General features: G+C 63.9%; 20 protein-coding genes and 1 tRNA gene. 11 read left to right on the top strand and 10 right to left on the bottom strand.

The features are described from left to right. Positions 1–88: 88 nt before the first annotated feature. Positions 89–1189 carry a branched-chain amino acid aminotransferase gene (locus ACREP4_RS04570; protein WP_431595018.1) on the top strand — a complete coding sequence of 367 codons (1101 nt, stop codon included), beginning with the start codon at positions 89–91 and terminating at the stop codon, positions 1187–1189. A gap of 397 nt (positions 1190–1586) precedes the next feature. On the opposite strand, the gene ybaK is transcribed toward ACREP4_RS04570, so the two are convergent. The 4 genes from ybaK to wrbA form a co-directional block, all read right to left on the bottom strand. Further along, positions 1587–2063 carry a Cys-tRNA(Pro) deacylase gene (gene ybaK / locus ACREP4_RS04575; protein ID WP_431595019.1) on the bottom strand — a complete coding sequence of 159 codons (477 nt, stop codon included), beginning with the start codon at positions 2061–2063 and terminating at the stop codon, positions 1587–1589. Beyond that, complete coding sequence (locus ACREP4_RS04580; protein ID WP_431595320.1) at positions 2064–2549, bottom strand: asparaginase domain-containing protein; 486 nt, start codon at positions 2547–2549, stop codon at positions 2064–2066. A 187-nt stretch (positions 2550–2736) separates the two neighbouring features. Continuing rightward, the gene (locus tag ACREP4_RS04585) at positions 2737–3087 is read right to left on the bottom strand and encodes a DUF2069 domain-containing protein (RefSeq protein ID WP_431595020.1); all 351 of its coding nucleotides are present in this window, start codon (positions 3085–3087) and stop codon (positions 2737–2739) included. Next, on the bottom strand, positions 3084–3677 hold the full coding sequence (gene wrbA, locus ACREP4_RS04590; RefSeq protein WP_057633191.1) for an NAD(P)H:quinone oxidoreductase: 594 nt from the start codon (positions 3675–3677) through the stop codon (positions 3084–3086). The genes ACREP4_RS04585 and wrbA overlap by 4 nt, the downstream gene beginning before the upstream one ends. A gap of 77 nt (positions 3678–3754) precedes the next feature. Between wrbA and ACREP4_RS04595 the strand changes: the two genes are divergently transcribed. Beyond that, positions 3755–5029 carry a YihY family inner membrane protein gene (locus tag ACREP4_RS04595; protein WP_431595021.1) on the top strand — a complete coding sequence of 425 codons (1275 nt, stop codon included), beginning with the start codon at positions 3755–3757 and terminating at the stop codon, positions 5027–5029. Next, complete coding sequence (locus ACREP4_RS04600; RefSeq protein WP_431595022.1) at positions 5026–5598, top strand: TlpA family protein disulfide reductase; 573 nt, start codon at positions 5026–5028, stop codon at positions 5596–5598. The genes ACREP4_RS04595 and ACREP4_RS04600 overlap by 4 nt, the downstream gene beginning before the upstream one ends. A gap of 177 nt (positions 5599–5775) precedes the next feature. On the opposite strand, the gene ppk2 is transcribed toward ACREP4_RS04600, so the two are convergent. From ppk2 to hemA, 4 genes are all read right to left on the bottom strand, one after another. Beyond that, the gene (ppk2, locus tag ACREP4_RS04605; protein ID WP_431595023.1) at positions 5776–6567 is read right to left on the bottom strand and encodes a polyphosphate kinase 2; all 792 of its coding nucleotides are present in this window, start codon (positions 6565–6567) and stop codon (positions 5776–5778) included. 43 nt (positions 6568–6610) lie between these two features. After that, complete coding sequence (locus ACREP4_RS04610; protein ID WP_431595024.1) at positions 6611–8323, bottom strand: tetratricopeptide repeat protein; 1713 nt, start codon at positions 8321–8323, stop codon at positions 6611–6613. A 640-nt stretch (positions 8324–8963) separates the two neighbouring features. Continuing rightward, positions 8964–10049, bottom strand: coding sequence for a peptide chain release factor 1 (gene prfA / locus ACREP4_RS04615; RefSeq protein ID WP_431595025.1), 1086 nt, complete (start codon positions 10047–10049; stop codon positions 8964–8966). Continuing rightward, positions 10027–11310: a glutamyl-tRNA reductase gene (gene hemA, locus ACREP4_RS04620; RefSeq protein ID WP_431595026.1), complete on the bottom strand. Its 1284-nt coding sequence runs from the start codon at positions 11308–11310 to the stop codon at positions 10027–10029. Before hemA ends, prfA begins: the two co-directional genes overlap by 23 nt. A 67-nt stretch (positions 11311–11377) precedes the next feature. On the opposite strand from hemA, the gene ACREP4_RS04625 reads away from it, so the two are divergent. From ACREP4_RS04625 to ychF, 8 genes are all read left to right on the top strand, one after another. Next, complete coding sequence (locus ACREP4_RS04625; RefSeq protein WP_431595027.1) at positions 11378–13063, top strand: tetratricopeptide repeat protein; 1686 nt, start codon at positions 11378–11380, stop codon at positions 13061–13063. Beyond that, the gene (lolB, locus tag ACREP4_RS04630; protein ID WP_431595028.1) at positions 13060–13719 is read left to right on the top strand and encodes a lipoprotein insertase outer membrane protein LolB; all 660 of its coding nucleotides are present in this window, start codon (positions 13060–13062) and stop codon (positions 13717–13719) included. Before ACREP4_RS04625 ends, lolB begins: the two co-directional genes overlap by 4 nt. Next, positions 13716–14591: a 4-(cytidine 5'-diphospho)-2-C-methyl-D-erythritol kinase gene (gene ispE, locus ACREP4_RS04635; protein WP_431595029.1), complete on the top strand. Its 876-nt coding sequence runs from the start codon at positions 13716–13718 to the stop codon at positions 14589–14591. The genes lolB and ispE overlap by 4 nt, the downstream gene beginning before the upstream one ends. Before the next feature lie 3 nt (positions 14592–14594). Further along, positions 14595–14671, top strand: a tRNA-Gln gene (locus ACREP4_RS04640). Positions 14672–14781: 110 nt separating this feature from the next. Further along, positions 14782–15741, top strand: coding sequence for a ribose-phosphate diphosphokinase (locus ACREP4_RS04645; RefSeq protein WP_431595030.1), 960 nt, complete (start codon positions 14782–14784; stop codon positions 15739–15741). Positions 15742–15845: 104 nt separating this feature from the next. Continuing rightward, on the top strand, positions 15846–16451 hold the full coding sequence (locus ACREP4_RS04650; protein ID WP_431595031.1) for a 50S ribosomal protein L25/general stress protein Ctc: 606 nt from the start codon (positions 15846–15848) through the stop codon (positions 16449–16451). A gap of 52 nt (positions 16452–16503) precedes the next feature. Then, the gene (gene pth, locus ACREP4_RS04655; protein ID WP_431595032.1) at positions 16504–17085 is read left to right on the top strand and encodes an aminoacyl-tRNA hydrolase; all 582 of its coding nucleotides are present in this window, start codon (positions 16504–16506) and stop codon (positions 17083–17085) included. Between the two features lie 72 nt (positions 17086–17157). Then, positions 17158–18249, top strand: a complete 1092-nt coding sequence (ychF, locus tag ACREP4_RS04660; RefSeq protein WP_431595033.1) for a redox-regulated ATPase YchF — start codon at positions 17158–17160, stop codon at positions 18247–18249. Positions 18250–18816: 567 nt separating this feature from the next. Here ychF and ACREP4_RS04665 read toward each other — a convergent pair. Next, a complete protein-coding gene (locus tag ACREP4_RS04665) occupies positions 18817–19446 on the bottom strand; it encodes a response regulator (protein WP_431595034.1) in 630 nt (209 codons plus the stop codon). A gap of 12 nt (positions 19447–19458) precedes the next feature. Further along, positions 19459–19821, bottom strand: coding sequence for an Hpt domain-containing protein (locus tag ACREP4_RS04670; RefSeq protein WP_431595035.1), 363 nt, complete (start codon positions 19819–19821; stop codon positions 19459–19461). Positions 19822–19947: the final 126 nt, after the last annotated feature.

The following is a 19947-nucleotide window of genomic DNA, read 5'->3' on the forward strand; positions in this document are numbered from 1 at the left end:
TGGAAACTGCAGGGGGAAGCCGGCTCGCAATCAACCGGCGGCCGCAGTGGCGCCGGTGCCCATCCCGCAATCTGGAAGGAATTACCCGGTGTCCCAGTCTTCCCTGAGCTTTGCTGTCACCCGTTCGGCCAACCCGCGCAGCGCCGATGAGCGCGCCAAGATCCTGGAGAAGCCGGGCTTTGGCCTGCACTTCACCGACCACATGGTGGCCGTACGCTGGGACAAGGACACCGGCTGGCACGACGCGGCGGTAACGCCGTACGGCCCGATCGCATTGGACCCGGCCGCTGCCGTACTGCATTACGGTCAGGAAATTTTCGAGGGCATCAAGGCCTACCGTCACGCTGACGGCTCGGTGTGGACGTTCCGTCCGGAAGCCAACGCGGCACGCCTGCAGCGTTCGGCGCGCCGTCTGGTGCTGCCGGAGCTGCCGGCCGACATCTTTGTCGAGTCGCTCAAGCAACTGGTGGCGTTGGACAAGGACTGGGTGTCCGATGCCGACGAGGCCAGCCTGTACTTCCGCCCCTTCATGATCGGCGACGAGGCGTTCCTCGGCGTGCGCGGCGCGCAGAAGGCCAGTTACTACGTGATCGCCAGCCCGGCCGGCCCGTACTTCGCCAAGGGCGTGGCACCGGTCGCCATCTGGCTGTCCACCGACTACGCGCGTGCCGCCAAGGGCGGCACCGGCGCGGCCAAGTGCGGTGGCAACTACGCCGCTTCGCTGCTGCCGCAGCAGCAGGCGCAGGCACAGGGTTGCTCGCAGGTGCTGTTCCTGGACCCGGTCGAAGGCAAGTACCTGGAAGAACTGGGCGGCATGAACGTGTTCCTGGTGTACGGCAAGACCAATACCCTGGTCACCCCGGAACTGTCGGGCAGCATCCTGGAAGGCATCACCCGCGAATCGATCCTGCAACTTGCCCGCGACCGCGGCATGAACGTGGAAGAGCGCAAGGTGACCATCGACGAGTGGAAGCAGGGCGTGGCTTCGGGCGAGATCACCGAAGTGTTCGCCTGCGGTACTGCGGCGGTCATCACTCCGATTGGCCAGCTCAAGGGTGAAGGCTTCTCGGTAGGCGACCTGAGCGCGCCGGCGGGTGAAGTGACCATGTCGCTGCGCAAGGAACTGACCGACATCCAGTACGGCCGTCAGCCGGACCGTCACGGTTGGTTGGTGCGCCTGGCCGGCTGAGTTCTGCCGCCACGCAAACTTTAAAAACCCGCTGCGGAGACGTGGCGGGTTTTTTGTTGACGGTTGTGGCTGCGGGTTGGTTTTCAACGGCTGCCCTCACCCCAACCCCTCTCCCGCTCGCGGGCGAGGGGCTCATGTTGCTTGCACTCGCAGTTCTCCAAGCCCCTCTCCCGCGAGCGGGAGAGGGGTTGGGGTGAGGGTGCTGTGAGGCTGTTGCGCTCAGCGAGGCCTTCCCGCGTAGCGGGAATCGTGCTGGATCTGGTTCAGCCACCTGACAGCGGAAGCCACAGCGATTACCCGACATTCGTCGGTTGAAAGCCCCGCCTGCGCGGGAATGACGGTCTGAGAGATGGTCGGAAACGTAATCCCAAGCCCAGGCCCAGGCTTCAAGTCCAACTCAACCCTCAAGAATGTCCGCGCACTGCGCTTGCAGAAAGCGCAGTGCATCGATCGGGGCGATATCCAGCAGCAGGCCGCGTTGGCCGGCGTTGAGGTACACCGAGGCGTGCTGTTGCACGTCATCGGCAAACACGATGCTGGCCGGGCGCTGTTGTGCGAACGGGCTGATGCCGCCCACCTTGTAACCGCTGCGGCGCTCGGCCTCGGTGACTTCCATCATCTGCGCATGCTTGCCGCCGCAATGGGCGGCAAGTTTCTTCAACGACAAGCGCTGGTCGCTGGGGATCACCGCGATCACCGGCTGCTTGTCCACCCACGCCATCAAGGTCTTGAACATCCGTGCTGGCGCGATGCCCAGCGCCTGCGCGGCGGCCAGGCCCTTGCTATCGACATCGGCCGAATAGTCATATGCGTGCAACCCGTGGGCGATCCCGGCCTTGTCCAGGGCGGCGTTGGCGCGAGTGCCCTTGGCCACTCAGATCGCCTCGAAGCGGTTTGCGTCCACGTTCTTGCGCACCTGGGTGGGGTCCCAGATACGGCCGTTCATGGCGATGAAAACACCCGGCGGCAGCGACTGCACCGCGCCGATGGCGCAGCCGATGTTGAACTCCGCATCCGAACCACGGAACCGCGCCGGGCTGAGCGCACCGGTCATCACGATGGTCTTGTCGGGAATGGTCTGCAGCACCTTGCCGGTGGCGACCATCGAATCAGTGCCGTGGGTGACCAGCACATGGCGGGTCGGCTGCGCGGCGATGGTGGCGCGGATCAGCTCGCGGTCGTCATCGCTGATGTGCAGCGAATCCTTGCGCAGGATCGGGATCACATTGAAGCGGAACGTCACGCCCAGCTCGCGCAGGATCATGCCGATCTGCGGGTCGCCGATCTGGTAATCGGATTTGTCGTCGAAGTAGATCTTGTCGATCGTGCCGCCGGTGGTGACGACCAGGAGTTCTTCCATCATTGCGGTAAATCCTTGCGGTGACTGCGTGCGGCGCTGTGCCGCGATGCTGCGCATGATAAAGCCGGAAGGCCCGGTAGCGTCGAGCGAGGCAAAGCCCTGTAGCGCCGAGCCATGCTCGGCTGCGCGTCGTCGGGAAAGCTCCAGCCGAGCATGGCTCGGCGCTACCCGCTTTCCCAGCCCGGCTTCAGCCTTGCTCGGCCTTTTTACGCGCAAACCGCGCACGCACGCCCGGCACGCTGACCAGTGCCACGATCAGCAGTGACAGCGCAATCTCGGCCCAGGCGTACAGCGCCACGTCACGGTATGCCCAGGCATTCATCACGCCGTGGCTGAACCAGAACAGCGCCAGCACCCCGGCCCAGAAGCGGGCGACCGCACGCTGTGCCAGTACGCCGGCCAGCAACAGCAGCGGTGGGGCGACGAATATCAGCAGTACGGCAACCAATTGGCGGTCGGCGCGGAACCACCACGCAAACAACGCTGCCAGCAGCAGCAAGGCCAGACTGAGCAGCAGATCGCGGCCGCGCGAACTCATTGCGCCAGCCGCTTGGCGATGTCGGCCACGCGTCGGCCCAGCACGCGGGCCAGATGGGCTTCATCGTCGCTGGGTTGCGGATCGTCCTGGGCGCCGGCCACATGGCTGGCGCCGTAAGGCGTGCCGCCGGTGGTGGTGTGGCTGAGCGCCGGCTCGGTGAACGGGATGCCGACAATCAGACAGCCGTGGTGCAGCAGCGGGATCTGCATCGACAGCAGAGTCGATTCCTGGCCGCCGTGCATCGAGGCGGTGGAGGTGAACACGGCGGCCGGTTTGCCGGCCAGCGTGCCGTTCACCCATTCGGCGCCCAGACCATCCAGAAAGTGTTTGACCGGCGCGGCCATGTTGCCGAAGCGGGTGGGGCTGCCCAGCACGATGCCGTCGCACTCGGCCAGGTCGCTGATCTCCACATACGGGGCGCCATCGTCAGGCACCGGCGGAGCGCTGGTCTGGGTGACAGCGGCTACCGGCGGCACCGTGCGCAGGCGTGCGCTCATGCCGGGCACCTCGCCAATGCCACGGGCGATCTGCCGGGCCAACCGCGCCACCGAGCCGCCACGGCTGTAATACAGCACCAGGATTTCCGCCATCACACCATCCAATCATCACGCAGGAGCCGGCAGTATCGGCGATGCGGGCCGCGCTTTGCATCGGGTACCCTTGCCGCATGGAACCTTTGGACTCACTCAATCTATGGATGGAACGCGTGCGCGACCGGGCGCGGAACATCAGCTTCGCGCGCTTTCTGTGGCATCGCTTTGTCGATGACCGCCTGTTCCAGGCGGCGGGTTCACTGGCCTACACCACGGTCTTCGCGCTGGTGCCGCTGGCCATCGTGGTGTTTGGTGTGCTCTCGGCGTTCCCGATGTTCGAGCGCTGGAGCGAGGCACTGAGTGACTACGTGTTCTCCAATTTCGTGCCGTCGGCAGCGCGTGCGGCGGAAGGCTACCTGCGGCAGTTCTCGGCCAGTGCCGGGCAACTGACCGCCGCCGGCTTCATCGCTTTGGTAGTGTCGCTGCTGATTACGCTCAACAACGTCGAGCAGACCTTCAACCGCATCTGGCGGGTCGCCTCGGCGCGGCCCACGCTGACCCGCTTCCTGGTGTATTGGACGGTGCTGACGCTGGGCGCGATGCTGGCTGCCGCCTCGCTGGCGGTGTCGGCCAAGGTGTTGTCGCTGCCGTTGTTCGGCACCAACGAAGGCCGCTGGCTGGCGGATATCGGTCTGCGGCTGGCGCCGGTGTTGATCGAACTGGCCTGCGTGGTGCTGATCTACCGCGTGGTGCCGCACCACACCGTGAAGTGGCGGCACGCCATTCCGGGCGCGATGCTGGCAGTGCTGATGCTGGAATCGGTGAAGTGGGGCATGGGCCTGTACCTGGGCAGTTTCCAGTCGTACCAGAAGCTCTACGGCACCGTGGCGTTCGTGCCGATCCTGCTGCTGTGGATCTATCTGGGCTGGGTGTCGGTACTGCTCGGCGCATCGCTGGCGTCCTCCAGTGCCGCCTTCCGTTACCAGCCGGTGGCCTTGCGGCTGCCGCAGGGCGGCGAGTTGTATGGCCTGCTGCGTCTGCTCGGCCGTTTCCGCGAGGCGCGGGAACAGGGCAAGGGGCTGGACGAAGAGCAGATACTGACGCTGGAGCCGATGCTCACCGACTCGCTGCTGCAGCAGTTGCTGGAGCAGATGGAAGGCATCGACCTGCTGCGTCGTGACGAACAAGGCCAATGGTTTCTGGCCCGCGACCTGGATCGCATCACCCTGAACGAGCTGTACGAAAGCGCGCAGCTACGCATTCCGGTGGCCGAGGAATACCTGCCTTTCCGCGACGACGCACTGGGCCAGGCGGCCTGCCGCGCGCTGGATGAACTGCGCGTGCCATTGCGCGAGCTGCTCAAGCGCCGCGTGGACGATATCTACACGAACACTGGAGATTCCCGATGATCCGCAAGTTGCTTCCCTTCGCGTTGCTGGGCCTGCTGTTGGCGGGCTGCAAACCCGCAGCACCCACCGCAACGCCCGAACCGGCGCCCACCACGCCGCCGCAAGCCACCGAGCCCGCCGCAGCGGAACAGCCTGGCGTCGTGCAACAGACCGCGGAGATGCCGCAGTTGAAGGTGCAGACCGTGGACGGCAAGGCCTACGATCTGGCCAGCCATCGCGGGCAGTGGGTGGTGATCAATTTCTGGGCGACCTGGTGCGCACCGTGCCTGCAGGAAATGCCGGAGTTGTCGGCGCTGCACGCCATGCGCAGCAACGTGGAAGTGATCGGGCTGGCATACGAGGACATCGAGCTGGACGAGATGCAGACCTTCCTCAAAGAGCACCCCGTGGCCTATCCCATCGCCATCGTTGACACCTACCGCCCGCCCAGTGATTTCGCCACCCCGCGCGGCTTGCCGATGACCTACCTGATCGCACCGGACGGCAAGGTTGCCAAGCAGTTCCTGGGCCCAGTCAACGCGCACGACATCGAGCAGGCGATTGCGGCTGCCGGCGGCAAGGCGGCGTAAGACGATAGCGAGGGGCTCCTTCCCTTCTCCCGCTCGCGGGAGAAGGTGCCCGAAGGGCGGATGAGGGGCTTCAATGCTTCCAAAAAGCATTCCCTCACCCCAACCCCTCTCCCGTAAACGGGAGAGGGGCTTCAGCGTTTTTGTTCAACGCAACTCCCGGCCAGAGGATGCGAACGCCTACGGCGCATCGATGCTCAACACTATCGAAGGCAACGGCTTCACCACGCCATATTTCTCTTTCTTCGGCTTGCCCTTCAGTGGCGGCAACTCCACCAGTGGCTCGTCGATATGGGTGTCAGGCAGGCGATCCAGCAGGTCGCGGATCAAGGTCAGTCGGCCGCGTTTCTGGTCGTTGAAATCCACCAGCGTCCACGGCGCGTGGTGACTATGCGTTGCCTGCAGCATGGCCTCGCGAGCGCGGCTGTAGTCGTCATACGCCAGGCGTGACTTCAAATCCACCGGTGACAGCTTCCAGCCCTTGAGTGGATCCTCGCGGCGCTCGGCAAAGCGTTTTTCCTGCTGCTCCTGGTCCACGCACAGCCAGTACTTGAACAACAGAATCCCATCGTCCACCAGCAGCTTCTCGAACACCGGCGCCTGCGCCAGGAAGGCCTGGTATTGCGCATCGGTGCAATAGCCCATCACCTTTTCCACGCCGGCGCGGTTGTACCAGCTGCGGTCCATCAACACGATTTCGCCCGCAGCCGGCAGGTGGGCAATGTGCCGCTGGAAATACCACTGCGTGCTTTCGCGCTCGGTGGGCTTGGGCAGCGCGACCACGCGGCATTGGCGTGGGTTGAGGTGCTTTGCCACATCCTGGATGGCGCCGCCCTTGCCGGCGGTGTCGCGGCCCTCGAACAGGACCAGTACGCGCTGCCCGCAATGCTGTGCCCAGCGCGCCATGTTGGCCAGTTCCAGCTGCATGGGTTCCAGCAGCTGTTCGTATTCCTTGCGCTTGAGCTTGGCCATGGTCGCTCCCGGTGTGAAGTGCCGAGCCTAGCGCAGCGTGGTGTCAGCCGGCGTCAGTGCCTTGCCAGCCGTGCTCGCGAGCCAGTCGCTGCAACAGTGCAGCGAAGTCCGTTGCGAAGCCGGCCATGTCGAACACCCCAGCACGGTTGCGTGCATCGGCCAGCCGCTGACGCAACGTCTGCAGTGCGGCCGGGTCATTGCCCAGGGTGATGGCGGTTGCGATGAAAGTGGCATCGTCGGCCACGTTCATGTCGTCCAGCCCCAGGTGATGGTTGAGGCTGCCGGCCACGCGCGCAGCGAACGTATCGCCGGGCGCGGTCAGCACCGGGCAACCCGCCCACAGCGCATCGGAGGCCGTGGTGTGCGCGTTGTATGGATGCGTGTCCAGAAACAGGTCGGCGTGGCGATAGCGCGCCAGATACTGCGGATGCGGCAGCTTGCTCATGAAGACCAATCGCGACGGCTCCACGCCGTTGTGGCGCGCGACCTCGCGCAGTCGCTCATCCGCCTTGCCCGGCCCGGACAACAGCCAAAGCACGCTGCCGGGAACGCCCTTGAGCACGTCAAGCAAGCGGCTCACGCTGCGCGGATTGAGCTTGTAGCTGTTGTTGAAACAGCAGAACACCACGCCTTGCGCCGGCAGCCCGCAATCGCGTCGCGACGGCGCTTCATCAACAACGCGGGTGTTGTCCGATGGCTGGAAGGCGCGCGGCAGGCGCAGCACCTTTTCACTGAAGGCGGACTCCAGCATCGGCGGCAGCACGAAATCATCGGCCAGCACGTAATCCAGCCACGGCGCACCCGAAGTGCCGGGGTAGGCCAGCCAGTTGATCTGCACCGGCGCAGGTCGCATCGCCAGTACCTCCGGCGTGCCACCGCCGCCCCAGCCGCGCAGGTCGAACAACACATCAATGCCGGCCTCACGAATGTGGCGTGCAATGGCGATATGCGGCTGTGCCGAGACATCGTGCAGCACATGCGCGGCCGCGTGCAGGCGCTTGCGGATGCCGCTGCCGTCGTCGTGATTCAACGCGAACAAATGCAGCTGCAGTTGGGGAGCGGCACGCAGTTGTTCAAACAACGCCACCGTCAGCAGGCCGGTCGGATGCGCGCCAAAGCCGTTGGACAGGAAGCCGACCCGTAGCAGGCCATGACTGCGCACGGTGGTGGCAGGCAGGCGCGGAATGGACTGCGCCAGCACCTGCGCGCGCTGCCGGGCGCAGGCAAGCTGCTCGGCCGGGCTGGCGTCTTCACTGAGAAAGGCGAACGGTTCCACGGCCGGGTTGCCCTGGGCGACAGCGCTGCGAACCTGGCGTGACAAGGCATCCAGTTCGCGCCAGTCGCACAGGCGGCGTTGCCAGTTCAGCCGCTGCGCCGCCATGTAGGCCTCATCCGGTGCCAACTGATGCGCGCGACGGTAAGCGTCGGCAGCGGCTTCGGGCTGGTTGGCGTCTTCAAGCACATGGCCCAGCCACAGCGCCATGCCGGGATGTTGCGGCGCCAGTTGGCAGGCGCGCTGCAGCAGTTCGGCCGCCTGCTGATGCTGGTTCTGCATCCAGCGCGCGCGGCCGAGGCGGGCGAGGGCTTCGGGATGATCCGGGCGCAGGCGCAAAGCGCGTTGTGCGGCGGCTTCTCCAGCAGCGATATCGCCTGCACCGAGTTCGGCGTCGGCCAACATTACCCAGGCAATGAAGTCCGCAGGCTGGCGGGTGACGGCATTGCGAAGCTGGTCGCGTTCGCTGGGGGCGTTGGGCATTGAATCAGGCTGCGGTTGGAGCAATTGCCGTGATTCTGCCGTGTCGGCCAGGCTTTTGCTCGGTCGGGCGCATCGGCGGAAGCAGCGCAGGAAGCATGGCGAGGAATGTTGCGTGCGCGCTCTCCCTTTCGCGCAGCAAAGGAGAGCAATGGGTTCTGGTGCTGGCTTTGGCTTTGGCTCTGGCTTTGGTTTTTGATGTTTGGGTTCCCTTCCGTAGCGACGGAGCTGACGGACAAGACCCCGAATGGGGCGACGTGCATGGATGCACGTCGTTTTTCGACGAGACACGGATGTCTAGTCGAAAAATCCCGTTAGCGGAGTGGACCTGGAGCGCGCAGCGCGCAGGGCGCGGAGGCAGGGTGTGCTTGACCAGCCTCCGGCTGTTGAAGAGCGCTTCTTTTGGTTAGCTTTTCTTTGCACAAGCAAAGAAAAGTAACTCGCTCCCCGAAGGGGAGTGAAAGCTCTTGCTTCTGCATTCTGCTTTCGCTGTTGGGTCTTGAAGCAGAAACAAGATCAAAGGCTTTCGCTCCCCGTTTGGGGCCGTATCTGCCAGCTCCGTCGCTGCGGAAGGGAACCCGGTAAGTCAAAAGCCAAAGCAGCAGCTAAAGCATCCCTTGCGCACAAGGGAGTGGGTGTAGGCTCAGCTGCCCTCGGCCAGACGTGCCAACTCATCCACCTGGTGTTCGTGCTGCAAACGACTCACCAACGAATCCAGCTCACCCTCGATGATGTTGGGCAGGTCGTACAGGGTCAGTCCTTCGACGCGATGGTCGGTGATGCGTCCCTGCGGAAAGTTGTAGGTGCGGATGCGCTGGCTGCGATCACCGCTGCCAACCTGCAAGCGCCGCGATTCCGCCTGCGCCGCGGCCTGCTTGCTGCGTTCGGCATCCAGCAGCTGCGCTTTCAGGCGCTTCATTGCCTTGTCGCGATTGGCGTGCTGGCTGCGCTCGGTTTGGCATTCGACCACCACGCCGCTGGGTAGATGCGTGATGCGGATCGCCGACTCGGTCTTGTTGACGTGCTGGCCACCCGCGCCGGAGGAGCGATACGTATCCACGCGCAGATCAGCGGGATTGATGACGATATCTTCCACGTCATCGGCTTCGGGAATGATCGCCACGGTGGCGGCGGAGGTGTGGATGCGGCCCTGCGATTCGGTGGCGGGCACGCGCTGCACGCGGTGGGTGCCGGACTCGAATTTCAGCCGCGAGTACGCGCCACGGCCGACCACGCGCGCCACCACTTCCTTGTAGCCGCCATGTTCGCCCGGGTTGTCCGATTCGATTTCGACCTTCCAGCCCTGACGCTCGGCATAACGCGCATACATGCGGAACAGATCGCCAGCGAAGATCGCCGCTTCGTCGCCACCGGTGCCGGCGCGCACCTCCAGAAACAGATTGCCTTCATCACGCGGATCGCGTGGCACCAGCAGCAGTGCCAGTTCTTCGTCCAGCGCCTGCAGTCGCTCCTGTGCAGCGGCGATTTCCTCTTCGGCCAACTCACGCAGTTCCGGATCAGCGCGCATCGCTTCAGCCGAGGCCAGGTCGGCCTTGGCGCGCGTTTCGGCAGCCAGTGCGTTGGCGACCGGCTCCAATTGCGAAAACTCGCGGGAGAAATTGCGGAAGCGTTCGTTGTCGGCGACGACGGCCGGGTCGGAAAGCAGGCGTTCCAGTTCTTCGCGGCGCTCGGCCAGGGCCAGCAACTTACGGCGCAGGGTCGGCGTCATCGGTCCTCACTACAGGGTGGTGATACCCGGGTGTGGCCGGGAACAGGCGCTCGGCGGCGCGGGTCAGGTCAGTATCGCCGTCCAGCGCGGCTTGGCGCAGGGCGGCTGTCGGGGGATGCAGCAGGCGGTTGGTCAGGCCGTGCGCCAATTGCTCAAGCACTTCATCCGCGTCCTTGCCGTGGGCCAGTTGCTGCCGGGCCTTGGCCAGCAGTTCGGCACGGGAGGCTTCACCAAAGGCGCGCAGTTGGCGGATCGGCGTCTGCAACTGGGCTGCGCGCAGGTTGTCCTGATAACGGCCAACCTGCAGATCGATGATGGCTTCGGCCTCGGCGGCGGCTTCACGGCGGCTGCGGCGGTTTTCTTCCACCGCCCGTTCCATGTCGTCAACGCTGTACAGATAGGCGTCGGCCAGCTCGCCGACGCCGGCTTCGATATCGCGCGGCACCGCCAGGTCGAACAACAACATCGGCTTGTGCTTGCGCGAACGCAGGGCGGTGGCAACGTGGTTTTTCAGAATCACCGGTTCGCGTGCGGCGGTGGCCGAAAACACCACATCCGCCTCGCCCAAGTGCCGTTCCAGCTCACTCAGCGGCAGCGCCACGCCGCCATGAAGGCTGGCCAGGTCCTGTGCGTGGGCGAGGGTGCGGTTGGCGATCAGCAGCCGCTTCACCTTGGCTTCGCTCAAGTGCTTGGCGGCCAGCTCAATGGTTTCGCCAGCGCCGACCAGCAGAACGGTGGATTCGTCCAGCCGTGCGAATGAATCCTGCGCCAGCCGCACCGCGGTGGACGCCACCGAGACCGGATTGGCGCCCACGCGGGTGTCGGTGCGGGCGCGCTTGGCGACCGAGAACGACTTCTGGAACAGGCGGTCGAGCTGATGGCCGATGACGCCGCTGTCGTGCGCGCGCGCCCAGGCATCCTTAACCTGACCCAGAATCTGCGGTTCGCCCAGCACCATCGAATCCAAACCGGTGGCCACGCGGAACAGGTGGCGCACGGCCTCGCTTTCGCTGTGCTGGTACAGATAGCCCTGCAGGTTGCCGGCGTGGTGTTCCAGCCAGTGCGCAAGCGCTTGGCTGTCCTCGGCCACCGCGTACAGCTCGGTGCGGTTGCAGGTGGACAGCAACACCGCTTCGGCCAGCTGTGGCGCTTGGCGCAACGAATCCATCGCGCGCGGCAAAGCGTCACCGCCAAAGGCAGCACGTTCGCGCAGTTCCACCGGCGCCGTTTGGTGATTGAGTCCGAGCACCCACAGGGTCATCTGTTCAGTTGCTTGCGATAAGCTGCTGGCTGTTGAAGGCCGCCATTTTACGGCCCGGTCGCGTCAGATGCCCGTATTCCATCGCATATGCACCGTTCTGTTGTTTTCCCTGCCGGTTTTTCCGGTGCTGGCGGCCCCCGCGCGGACCGCTCAGGCGCCCTCTGCGGCTGAAGCAGCAGGTCCCATGACCCCGGTCCTGGCCGGGGAATTTTCGTTGCAGGCCGGTAAGTTGGCCGATTCGGCGCGCTGGTATCTGCAGGCGGCGCAGGAGGCGGAAGGGGATGTGGGACTGGCCGAACGGGCGACCCGCATCGCCATGCTGGCCGGCGACGATGCCGGCGCCAGCCGCGCGCTGGCGCTCTGGGCGCAGCGCGATCCGGGCGCGGTAGCGGTGCGCGCCACCCGTGCCTCGCTGGCCATGCGCAAGGGCGACACCCGTCTGGCCCGCAAGGAACTGCTGGCCGTGCTGCGTTCCTCCGAACCCCGTGCCTGGCGCTACGCGTTGCTGGCGCTGGCCACCGGCGGCCGTGATCCGGCGGTGCCGGCGCAGGTGCTGGGTGAGTTGGTCGACGCCAATGCCATTCCCGAGGATCTGGAAGCCTGGCAGGAGTTCGGCCGGCTGGCCCTGCGCATGGAGCGCCCGGAACTGGCGCGGCGCATGGTCGGTGAAGTGGTCAAGCGCTTCCCGGACGAGCCGCGCGTGGCCTTGCTGCACGCCAGCCAGCTCAATCAGGCCGGCAAGAAAGACGAGGCGTTGGCGCTGCTGAAGAACGTGGAGCCCAAGGCAGCGCAGGATCAGGAGCTGCGCAACGCACTGGCCATCACCTACGACATGCTGGGCGAACCCACGGCGGCCGAGCACGTGTTGGCGATGGGCGAACAGAACCTGCAGACCTGGGGCATGCGTGCCTCGTTGCTGGCCAAACAGAAGGACGATGTGGCGCTGCTGGCGCTGTATCAGGACATCTCCAGCAAGGCCAGCAAGCCCGATCCCGAGCAGCGCCTGTTGCTGGGCAAGATCGCCGAATACCTCAAGCGCTACCAGGAAGCCGTGGATTGGTACCACGGCGTGCCCGGCGGCCCGCAGCGCGGCGAAGCGCAGTTGCGAGCGGTCAACGCCTTGTACCTGATGGACAAAAAGGCGCAGGCCACCACCGAAGTGCATGCCATCCAGGCCGATGCCGCGGTGGATGACGACCTGCGTCGCGATGCGTATCTGCTGGAAGCCGAGCTGCAGCAGCGCGAGAACAATGCCGATGCGGAAATGGATGTCCTGACCCGTGGCCTGGCCGCGTATCCGGACGACAGCGCGCTGCTGTATGCCCGCGCGCTGGCCTGGGAGCGCAATGACAACGTGCCGCGTGCCGAGGCCGATCTGCGCAAGATTCTGGTGGCCGAGCCGGAAAACGTTGCGGCACTCAATGCGCTGGGCTACACGCTGGCCGACCGCACCCAGCGTTATCAGGAAGCGCTGGAGCTGATCGATCGCGCACGCGTGTCCGAGCCGGACAACGCCGCCATCGTCGACAGCTACGGCTGGGTGCTGTATCGCCTGGGTCGTAACGAAGAAGCGCTGGTGCATCTGCGCCGCGCCTGGGGCTTGAACAAGGACCCGGAAATCGCCGCGCATGTCGGCGAAGTGCTGTGGGTGCTGGGCAATAAGGAGGAAGCGCGACGCTTCTTCGACGAGGCCCGCAAACTGGATCCGGACAACCGCGCGCTGCAGCGTGCGATCGAGAAATTTGGCGCATGAAAACAATGATGTGGCGGGCACCACTGGTGCTGCTGGTGGCGGGCGCGCTGGGCGCATGTACCTCGGTATCCACCAAACAGAAAGCACCGGTAGCGGCGGAAGTGGAGCGCGTTTCCGCGCAGGCGCAGGCCGCCGAGCAGGCGCGCCAAGCCACGCTGCGCGCGCAGCCGGAGTGGACGTTCCAGGGCCGGGTTGCCATCAGCAAGGGCAACAAGGGCGGCAATGGCCGTATCGACTGGCAACAGCAGGATCAGACCTATCGGATCAGTCTCTCGGCACCCGTCACCCGGCAAAGTTGGCAGCTGACCGGCGGTGCGGGTCAGCAAGCGCGGCTGGAAGGCTTGGACGGCGGCCCGCGCGGTGGCGATGACGCCGGCCAGGTGCTGCTGCAGGCCACCGGTTGGGAGATTCCCGTTGCGCAGTTGCCTGACTGGGTGCGCGGCCTTCCCGCGCAGGCGGCAGGCATTCCGGATCACCAGGGCTTCGACGCCGAAGGGCGTCCGCGCGTATTACGCCAGCAGGGTTGGCAAGTTGATTACCTGGATTGGTACCCGGCCGACGCCGGTCGTCCCTCGTTGCCGCGCCGTATCGAGGCGGTCAATGGCGACGCCAAGGTGCGGTTGATCGTTGATGAATGGGGCGTGGGCGGGCAATGAGTGTGGTCGACACGGCGGGTTGGTCGTACTGGCCAGCACCGGCCAAGCTGAATCTATTCCTGCATATCACCGGCCGGCGGCCGGACGGTTACCACGAGCTGCAGACGGTCTTTCGCCTGCTGGACTGGGGTGATCGCATCGGCCTGCGCCTGCGCGAAGACGACCGGATTCACCGCGACGGGCCATCGGTGCCGGGCGTGGCGGAGTCGGATGATCTGGTCGTTCGTGCCGCAATCGCCCTGCAAACGGCGACCAATTGCAGTCAAGGTGCGGATATCCGGGTTGAGAAGAAAATTCCGGCCGGCGGCGGTTTCGGTGGTGGTTCGTCCGACGCGGCCACCGTGCTGGTGGCGCTGAACGCGCTGTGGGGCACGGGTCTGGATGAGGATGCGCTGGCCGCCATCGGCCTGAAACTGGGCGCCGATGTGCCGGTTTTTGCGCGCGGACGTAGTGCCTGGGCCGAAGGCGTGGGTGAAAAGCTGCAGGCAATTACCCTGCCAGAAGCGTGGTATGTGCTGGTGGATCCGGGTGTTCACGTGCCCACGGCTGAACTTTTTCACTCACAGCATTTGACGCGGGATGCTGTGCCCGTGAAAATAGCGGACTTCGCTTCCGGGACCGTCCTCGGAAATGCGTTCGAACCGGTGCTACGGCGTCGGGAACCTGCCATCGAGGCAGTGTTCCAGGCCTTGTCAGGTATCGGTCGGGCACGGCTCACGGGGTCGGGAAGCGGTTGTTTCGTCGAATTCACCACGCGCACTGCTGCAGAGCAGGCCCTGGCGAAATTGCCGAAAGAACTGCGGGCATGGGTAGCAGCGGGTGTTGATCGCTCGCCACTGCTTGATGCACTGGATACGACGGGAATTGTTTGATGCAGGGGCGTCGCCAAGAGGCCCAAGGCACCAGGTTTTGATCCTGGCATTCGTAGGTTCGAATCCTACCGCCCCTGCCACTCCCTTCCCTGAGGTTGTAAGCACAACGGATGTGCGCGAATCGCAACACGCGCCATCCCTGCTGTAATCCCGATCCTTCCGCTACTCGCCCCCGCCCGAGAGAGCTGTCATGCAAGATTCCCCGAACCTGCTGGTCTTTTCCGGCAATGCCAACCGTCACCTTGCGCAGAGTATCTGCAAGGAACTGGGGGTGAGGCCGGGCAAGGCGCTGGTTTCCAAGTTCTCCGACGGCGAAGTGCAGGTCGAGATCCAGGAAAACGTGCGTAAGCAGGACGTGTTCGTGGTTCAGTCCACCGGCGCCCCGAGTGCCGAAAACCTGATGGAACTGCTGGTGATCATCGACGCGCTCAAGCGCGCGAGCGCCGCGTCCGTCACCGCGGTGGTGCCGTACTTCGGTTATGCCCGTCAGGACCGCCGCATGCGTTCCTCGCGTGTGCCGATCACCGCCAAGGTCGCTGCAAAGATGTTCTCGGCCGTGAATACCGACCAGATCCTCACGGTCGACCTGCACGCCGATCAGATCCAGGGCTTCTTCGACATGCCCGTGGACAACGTGTATGCCTCGCCGCTGCTGCTTGCCGATATCTGGCGCGCCTACGGCACCGACAACCTGATCGTGGTCAGCCCGGACGTTGGCGGCGTGGTACGCGCCCGCGCCGTGGCAAAGCGTTTGGATGATGCCGATCTGGCCATCATCGACAAGCGCCGTCCGCGTGCCAACGTCGCCACGGTGATGAACATCATCGGTGACGTTGAAGGCAAGACCTGCGTGATGGTCGATGACATCGTCGACACCGCCGGCACCCTGTGTGCTGCCGCTGCTGCCCTCAAGGCGCGCGGTGCACTGAAGGTGGCCGCGTACTGCACCCACGCCGTGCTTTCGGGCCCGGCGGTGGACAATTTGAACAACTCCCAGCTCGACGAGCTGGTGGTGACCGACACGATTCCGCTTTCCGAAGTGGCTCGCGTCTGTCCCAAGATCCGCCAGATCAGCGTGGCCGAAATGCTGGCCGAGACGATGCGCCGCATCGCCTTCGGTGAGTCGGTCAGCTCGATGTACGTGGATTGATGAACCCGATCCCCGGCTTGCCGGGGATCACAACGGGCTCTTCTGGTCGCGGAAGAGTCTTTACGCAGCGCCGCGAGGCGGTGCAACAACCTAGAGTAGTCAACATGGCAAAGTCCCACGAAATCAAAGTCGCCCGTCGTGACGTGCAAGGTCAGGGTGCGAGCCGCCGCCTGCGTCATGCCGGTGTGGTCCCGGGTATCGTTTACGGCGGTGATAAGGAGCCGGTGAAGGTCGAGTTCAACCACAACGAGATCTGGCTGGCCCAGTTCAACGATTGGTTCTACTCCTCGATCATCGACCTGAACCTCGACGGCACCATCCACAAGGTGCTGCTGCGCGATATGCAGCGTCACCCGTACAAGCAGCTGGTCATGCACCTGGATTTCCAGCGCGTGAACGAAAATGAAGTGCTGCACGCTTCGGTGCCGCTGACCTTCATCAACGAAGACACCTCGCCGGCTGGCAAGGCTGCCGACGTGCTGGTCACCCACGAACTGAAGGAAGTGGCTATCGCCTGCTTGCCGAAGGATCTGCCGGAGTCGATCGAAGTCGACCTGGGCGAGCTGAAGGCTGGCGACGTGATCTACCTGTCGGGCCTGAAGCTGCCGGCTGGCGTTGAAATTCCGGCGCTGAAGCTGGGCAAGGGCCATGACGACGCAGTCGTCATCGCCAAGGTTGGCACTGCTGAAGAAGAAGCAGCGGCCGAGTAATCGGCATGTTGTGCCCGCCCTCCGGGGCGGGCATGACGGATGCATCTGACAGATGACTGGCTTGCGATTGATCGTCGGTTTGGGAAACCCCGGACCCGAACACGCCCGGACCCGGCACAATGCCGGGTTTCATTTCGTTGAGGCCCTGGCAGAACGGGCGGGCGCCCGCTGGACGCTTGAAAGCAAGCTGTTCGGTGAAGTTGCCAAGGTTGATATTGGCGGACAGCCGGTGTGGCTGCTCAAGCCGGCGACCTTCATGAATCTTTCCGGAAAATCCGTGACCGCTGCACAGCGGTTCTGGAAGATCGAGCCGGAGCAGACGCTGCTCGCACACGACGAACTGGACATGCCGCCTGGCGTGGCACGGCTCAAGTTCGACGGCGGCCACGGCGGCCAGAACGGCCTGCGTGACACCATTCGTCTGCTTGGCCACGGCAAGTTCCATCGTCTGCGTTTGGGCATCGGCCATCCCGGTCACAAGGACCGCGTGGTGGGCTGGGTGTTGAATCGTCCCTCGCCTCAGGATGCGGTGTTGATGGATCAAGCCATCGACGCGGCCATCGACGTGATGCCGCTGGCAGTGGCAGGTGATTTCAGTGAGGCCATGAAGCGGTTGCATACCGCACGGCCATGATTGCGGCTTGCGGTTTCCCGGGCAGATGCCTGCTGGAGAGCGCAAGCCGGAATCTCGAATCGTGGAGTTAGCATGGGTATCAAATGCGGCATCGTCGGTCTGCCCAACGTGGGCAAGTCGACCCTGTTCAATGCACTGACCAAGGCGGGCATCGCTGCGGCCAATTTCCCGTTCTGCACGATCGAGCCGAACACGGGCGTCGTGCCGGTGCCCGATCCGCGTCTGGATGCGCTGGCTGCGATCGTCAAGCCGGAGCGCGTGATCCCGACCACGATGGAGTTCGTCGACATCGCCGGTCTGGTTGCCGGTGCCTCCAAGGGTGAAGGTCTGGGCAACAAGTTCCTGGCCCACATCCGCGAGACCGACGCCATCGCCCACGTCGTGCGCTGCTTCGAGGATGGCAACGTCATCCACGTCGCCAACAAGGTCGATCCGATCGCCGATATCGAGACCATCGATACCGAGCTTGCGCTGGCCGATCTGGAATCCGTGTTGAAGGCACTGGACCGCGCGACCCGCGCGGCCAAGGCCAACGACAAGGAAGCGCTGGCCCGCAAGCCGGTGCTGGAAAAGTTGTCGGCGGCACTGGATCAGGGTCGTTCGGCGCGTTCGGCCGGCCTGGATGCCGAAGAGAAGGCGCTGATCCGGGACATGTTCCTGATCACGCTGAAGCCGCTCATGTACATCGCCAACGTTGCCGAAGACGGTTTTGAGAACAATCCGCTGCTGGACGTGGTGCGCGCGCGCGCCGAGGCCGAAGGTGCCGAAGTGGTGCCGGTGTGTGCTTCGATCGAAGAAGAAATGGCGCAGCTGGACGATGCCGACCGCGATGAGTTCCTGAAGGACCTTGGTCTTGAAGAGCCGGGCTTGAATCGTGTGATCCGTGCTGGCTACAAGCTGCTTGGCCTGCAGACCTACTTCACCGCCGGTGTGAAGGAAGTCCGTGCTTGGCAGCTGCGCGCGGGTTCCACCGCACCGCAGGCAGCGGGCGTGATCCACACCGACTTCGAGCGCGGCTTCATCCGTGCCGAAACCATCAGCTATGAGGATTTCATCAACCTCAAGGGCGAGCAGGGCGCCAAGGAAGCAGGCCGCCTGCGTCTGGAAGGCAAGGATTACATCGTCAAGGAAGGCGACGTGCTGCATTTCCGCTTCAACGTCTGATCCAGACAACGTTGCAGCAGGACAACAAAGCCCCGCATTGCGGGGCTTTGTTGCGTCTGGGCGTAGGTGGTTTCAGCGGGTTGTTGAAGGGCGTTCGCGCGCGAAGTGTCTTTTCGCCGGTAAGCATGGCGCTGCTGCGACCCTTCATGCTGCTGGCGAAAATTTGATCATGGTTCGTAAATTGTTGTTGTATTTGGATTTTTTCAGCTTATCCACATCTTTCCCGCATTCCACTCCACATGGGGTGTGGAAAAGTGACCGAAGCGATCTTCCGCATTGCGATCTGCTCAGTCGAATGGCTGGTGAAAAATTGACCACGCTTCGCAGAGTATTGGTGTGACTGCGTTGTGCGTGGTTATCCACATCTTTCCCGCACTCCGCTCCACATGGGGTGTGGAAAACGTGCTGGATTGCATGCGGTCGCGGCGTTGATCACCGATTCGATGCGTGGTGAAAAATTGATCGGCCCTCCGAAACGCTTGTCGCGCAACGACTGCCACGGCTTATCCACATGTTTCCCTCGACAGTCTCCACATGGGCTGTGGAGAACTTGCCTGGCGATGCGACTCAGCGGAAAAGATCGGATTCCAGGCACAGCGTGATCAGGTCCTGATCGCTCTGCGTACCGAGCTTGCGCATGGCGTTGATCTTCTGCGTGCTGACGGTCTTGCTGCTGCGGTTCAATCGCCTGGCGATCTCACTCACGCTCTTTCCGCTGATAAACAGACGGATGACTTCAAATTCGCGCGGGGACAGGGCCATCTCGCGGATGCTCTCCGGCGTCTGCCGCCGCTCTTCCGGCGATTGTTGCCGACGGTAGACGCGTCGCAACAACAGCGTGGACAGGGCCACGCGTAGTTCCATCAAGTCGCCGCTTTTACGCACGACACCGTTGGCGCCGGCGCGGTACATCGCCGCAACCATCGAAGGCGTGGAGATCATGGTCAGCACCAGCACTTTGCAGTTCGGAAAGTGGCGCCGCAGGTACGAAATCAACTTGATGCCATCGCCGAGTGGGCCGTCGCCCGGCATGTTGTAGTCGCATATCACCAGTTCTGGTGTGAGTGCGAACATCATTTCCACCAGCGCTGTTGGTGACAGCGCCTGACCTATGATGTCGAAGCGCGAGTCGTTCGCGATGACGTCACGGACACCGGCCAATACGATGGGATGGTCGTCGGCAATGATGATCTTCATGCGTGATGTCCCTTAAATGGGTGGCAGCGGGACGTTGGGATCGGTGCGTTGCCAGTCGGTGAGTTCCAGGCTGGACAGCGCGGAATCCAGCGTTGCCAGAAACCGGCCGGTGAATTCCAGGCAGTCTTCCGGGGCGGCGCCTTTGGTGATGGCGTCCTCGATCAGCTTGGCTGTGTCGGCAAGGTGCTGTGCCGAGACAATCACCAGCGCACCGCGAATGCGATGCAACATCTGCTGCATCAGATCAAAACGCTGCAGCTGCATTGCCGCCGTCAACCGCCGTTGATCGCTGCGCATCGCGGGCAGGAAGGCGTCGCGTATCGATTGCGGGATTACGATCGGGTCGCTGTGCATGCCGGTGAAAGTCAGGTCCATTGTCTGCAGCTCCGTGGATAGCGCCATGCGCGTGCATGGCGGGGATAGGGACGTGCTGTGGGACGAGATCCGTTGATCGTGCGGCGTCGATGCGAGTGCGGTTTGGTGGATGCCTGTGGCGCATTG

The organism is Stenotrophomonas sp., assembly GCF_050737575.1.
Classification (GTDB): domain Bacteria; phylum Pseudomonadota; class Gammaproteobacteria; order Xanthomonadales; family Xanthomonadaceae; genus Stenotrophomonas.

Coding starts and splice junctions, on each gene's coding strand:
- lolB (WP_431595028.1), top strand. CDS start 13,060: ATGAAAACAATGATGTGGCGGGCACCACTGGTGCTGCTGGTGGCGGGC.
- ACREP4_RS04625 (WP_431595027.1), top strand. CDS start 11,378: ATGCCCGTATTCCATCGCATATGCACCGTTCTGTTGTTTTCCCTGCCG.
- ppk2 (WP_431595023.1), bottom strand. CDS start 6,567: ATGGCCAAGCTCAAGCGCAAGGAATACGAACAGCTGCTGGAACCCATG.
- ACREP4_RS04595 (WP_431595021.1), top strand. CDS start 3,755: ATGGAACCTTTGGACTCACTCAATCTATGGATGGAACGCGTGCGCGAC.
- ispE (WP_431595029.1), top strand. CDS start 13,716: ATGAGTGTGGTCGACACGGCGGGTTGGTCGTACTGGCCAGCACCGGCC.
- ychF (WP_431595033.1), top strand. CDS start 17,158: ATGGGTATCAAATGCGGCATCGTCGGTCTGCCCAACGTGGGCAAGTCG.
- ACREP4_RS04650 (WP_431595031.1), top strand. CDS start 15,846: ATGGCAAAGTCCCACGAAATCAAAGTCGCCCGTCGTGACGTGCAAGGT.
- wrbA (WP_057633191.1), bottom strand. CDS start 3,677: ATGGCGGAAATCCTGGTGCTGTATTACAGCCGTGGCGGCTCGGTGGCG.
- ACREP4_RS04585 (WP_431595020.1), bottom strand. CDS start 3,087: ATGAGTTCGCGCGGCCGCGATCTGCTGCTCAGTCTGGCCTTGCTGCTG.
- ACREP4_RS04645 (WP_431595030.1), top strand. CDS start 14,782: ATGCAAGATTCCCCGAACCTGCTGGTCTTTTCCGGCAATGCCAACCGT.
- ACREP4_RS04670 (WP_431595035.1), bottom strand. CDS start 19,821: ATGGACCTGACTTTCACCGGCATGCACAGCGACCCGATCGTAATCCCG.
- ACREP4_RS04610 (WP_431595024.1), bottom strand. CDS start 8,323: ATGCCCAACGCCCCCAGCGAACGCGACCAGCTTCGCAATGCCGTCACC.
- ACREP4_RS04580 (WP_431595320.1), bottom strand. CDS start 2,549: ATGGAAGAACTCCTGGTCGTCACCACCGGCGGCACGATCGACAAGATC.
- pth (WP_431595032.1), top strand. CDS start 16,504: ATGACTGGCTTGCGATTGATCGTCGGTTTGGGAAACCCCGGACCCGAA.
- prfA (WP_431595025.1), bottom strand. CDS start 10,049: ATGACGCCGACCCTGCGCCGTAAGTTGCTGGCCCTGGCCGAGCGCCGC.
- hemA (WP_431595026.1), bottom strand. CDS start 11,310: ATGACCCTGTGGGTGCTCGGACTCAATCACCAAACGGCGCCGGTGGAA.
- ACREP4_RS04665 (WP_431595034.1), bottom strand. CDS start 19,446: ATGAAGATCATCATTGCCGACGACCATCCCATCGTATTGGCCGGTGTC.
- ACREP4_RS04600 (WP_431595022.1), top strand. CDS start 5,026: ATGATCCGCAAGTTGCTTCCCTTCGCGTTGCTGGGCCTGCTGTTGGCG.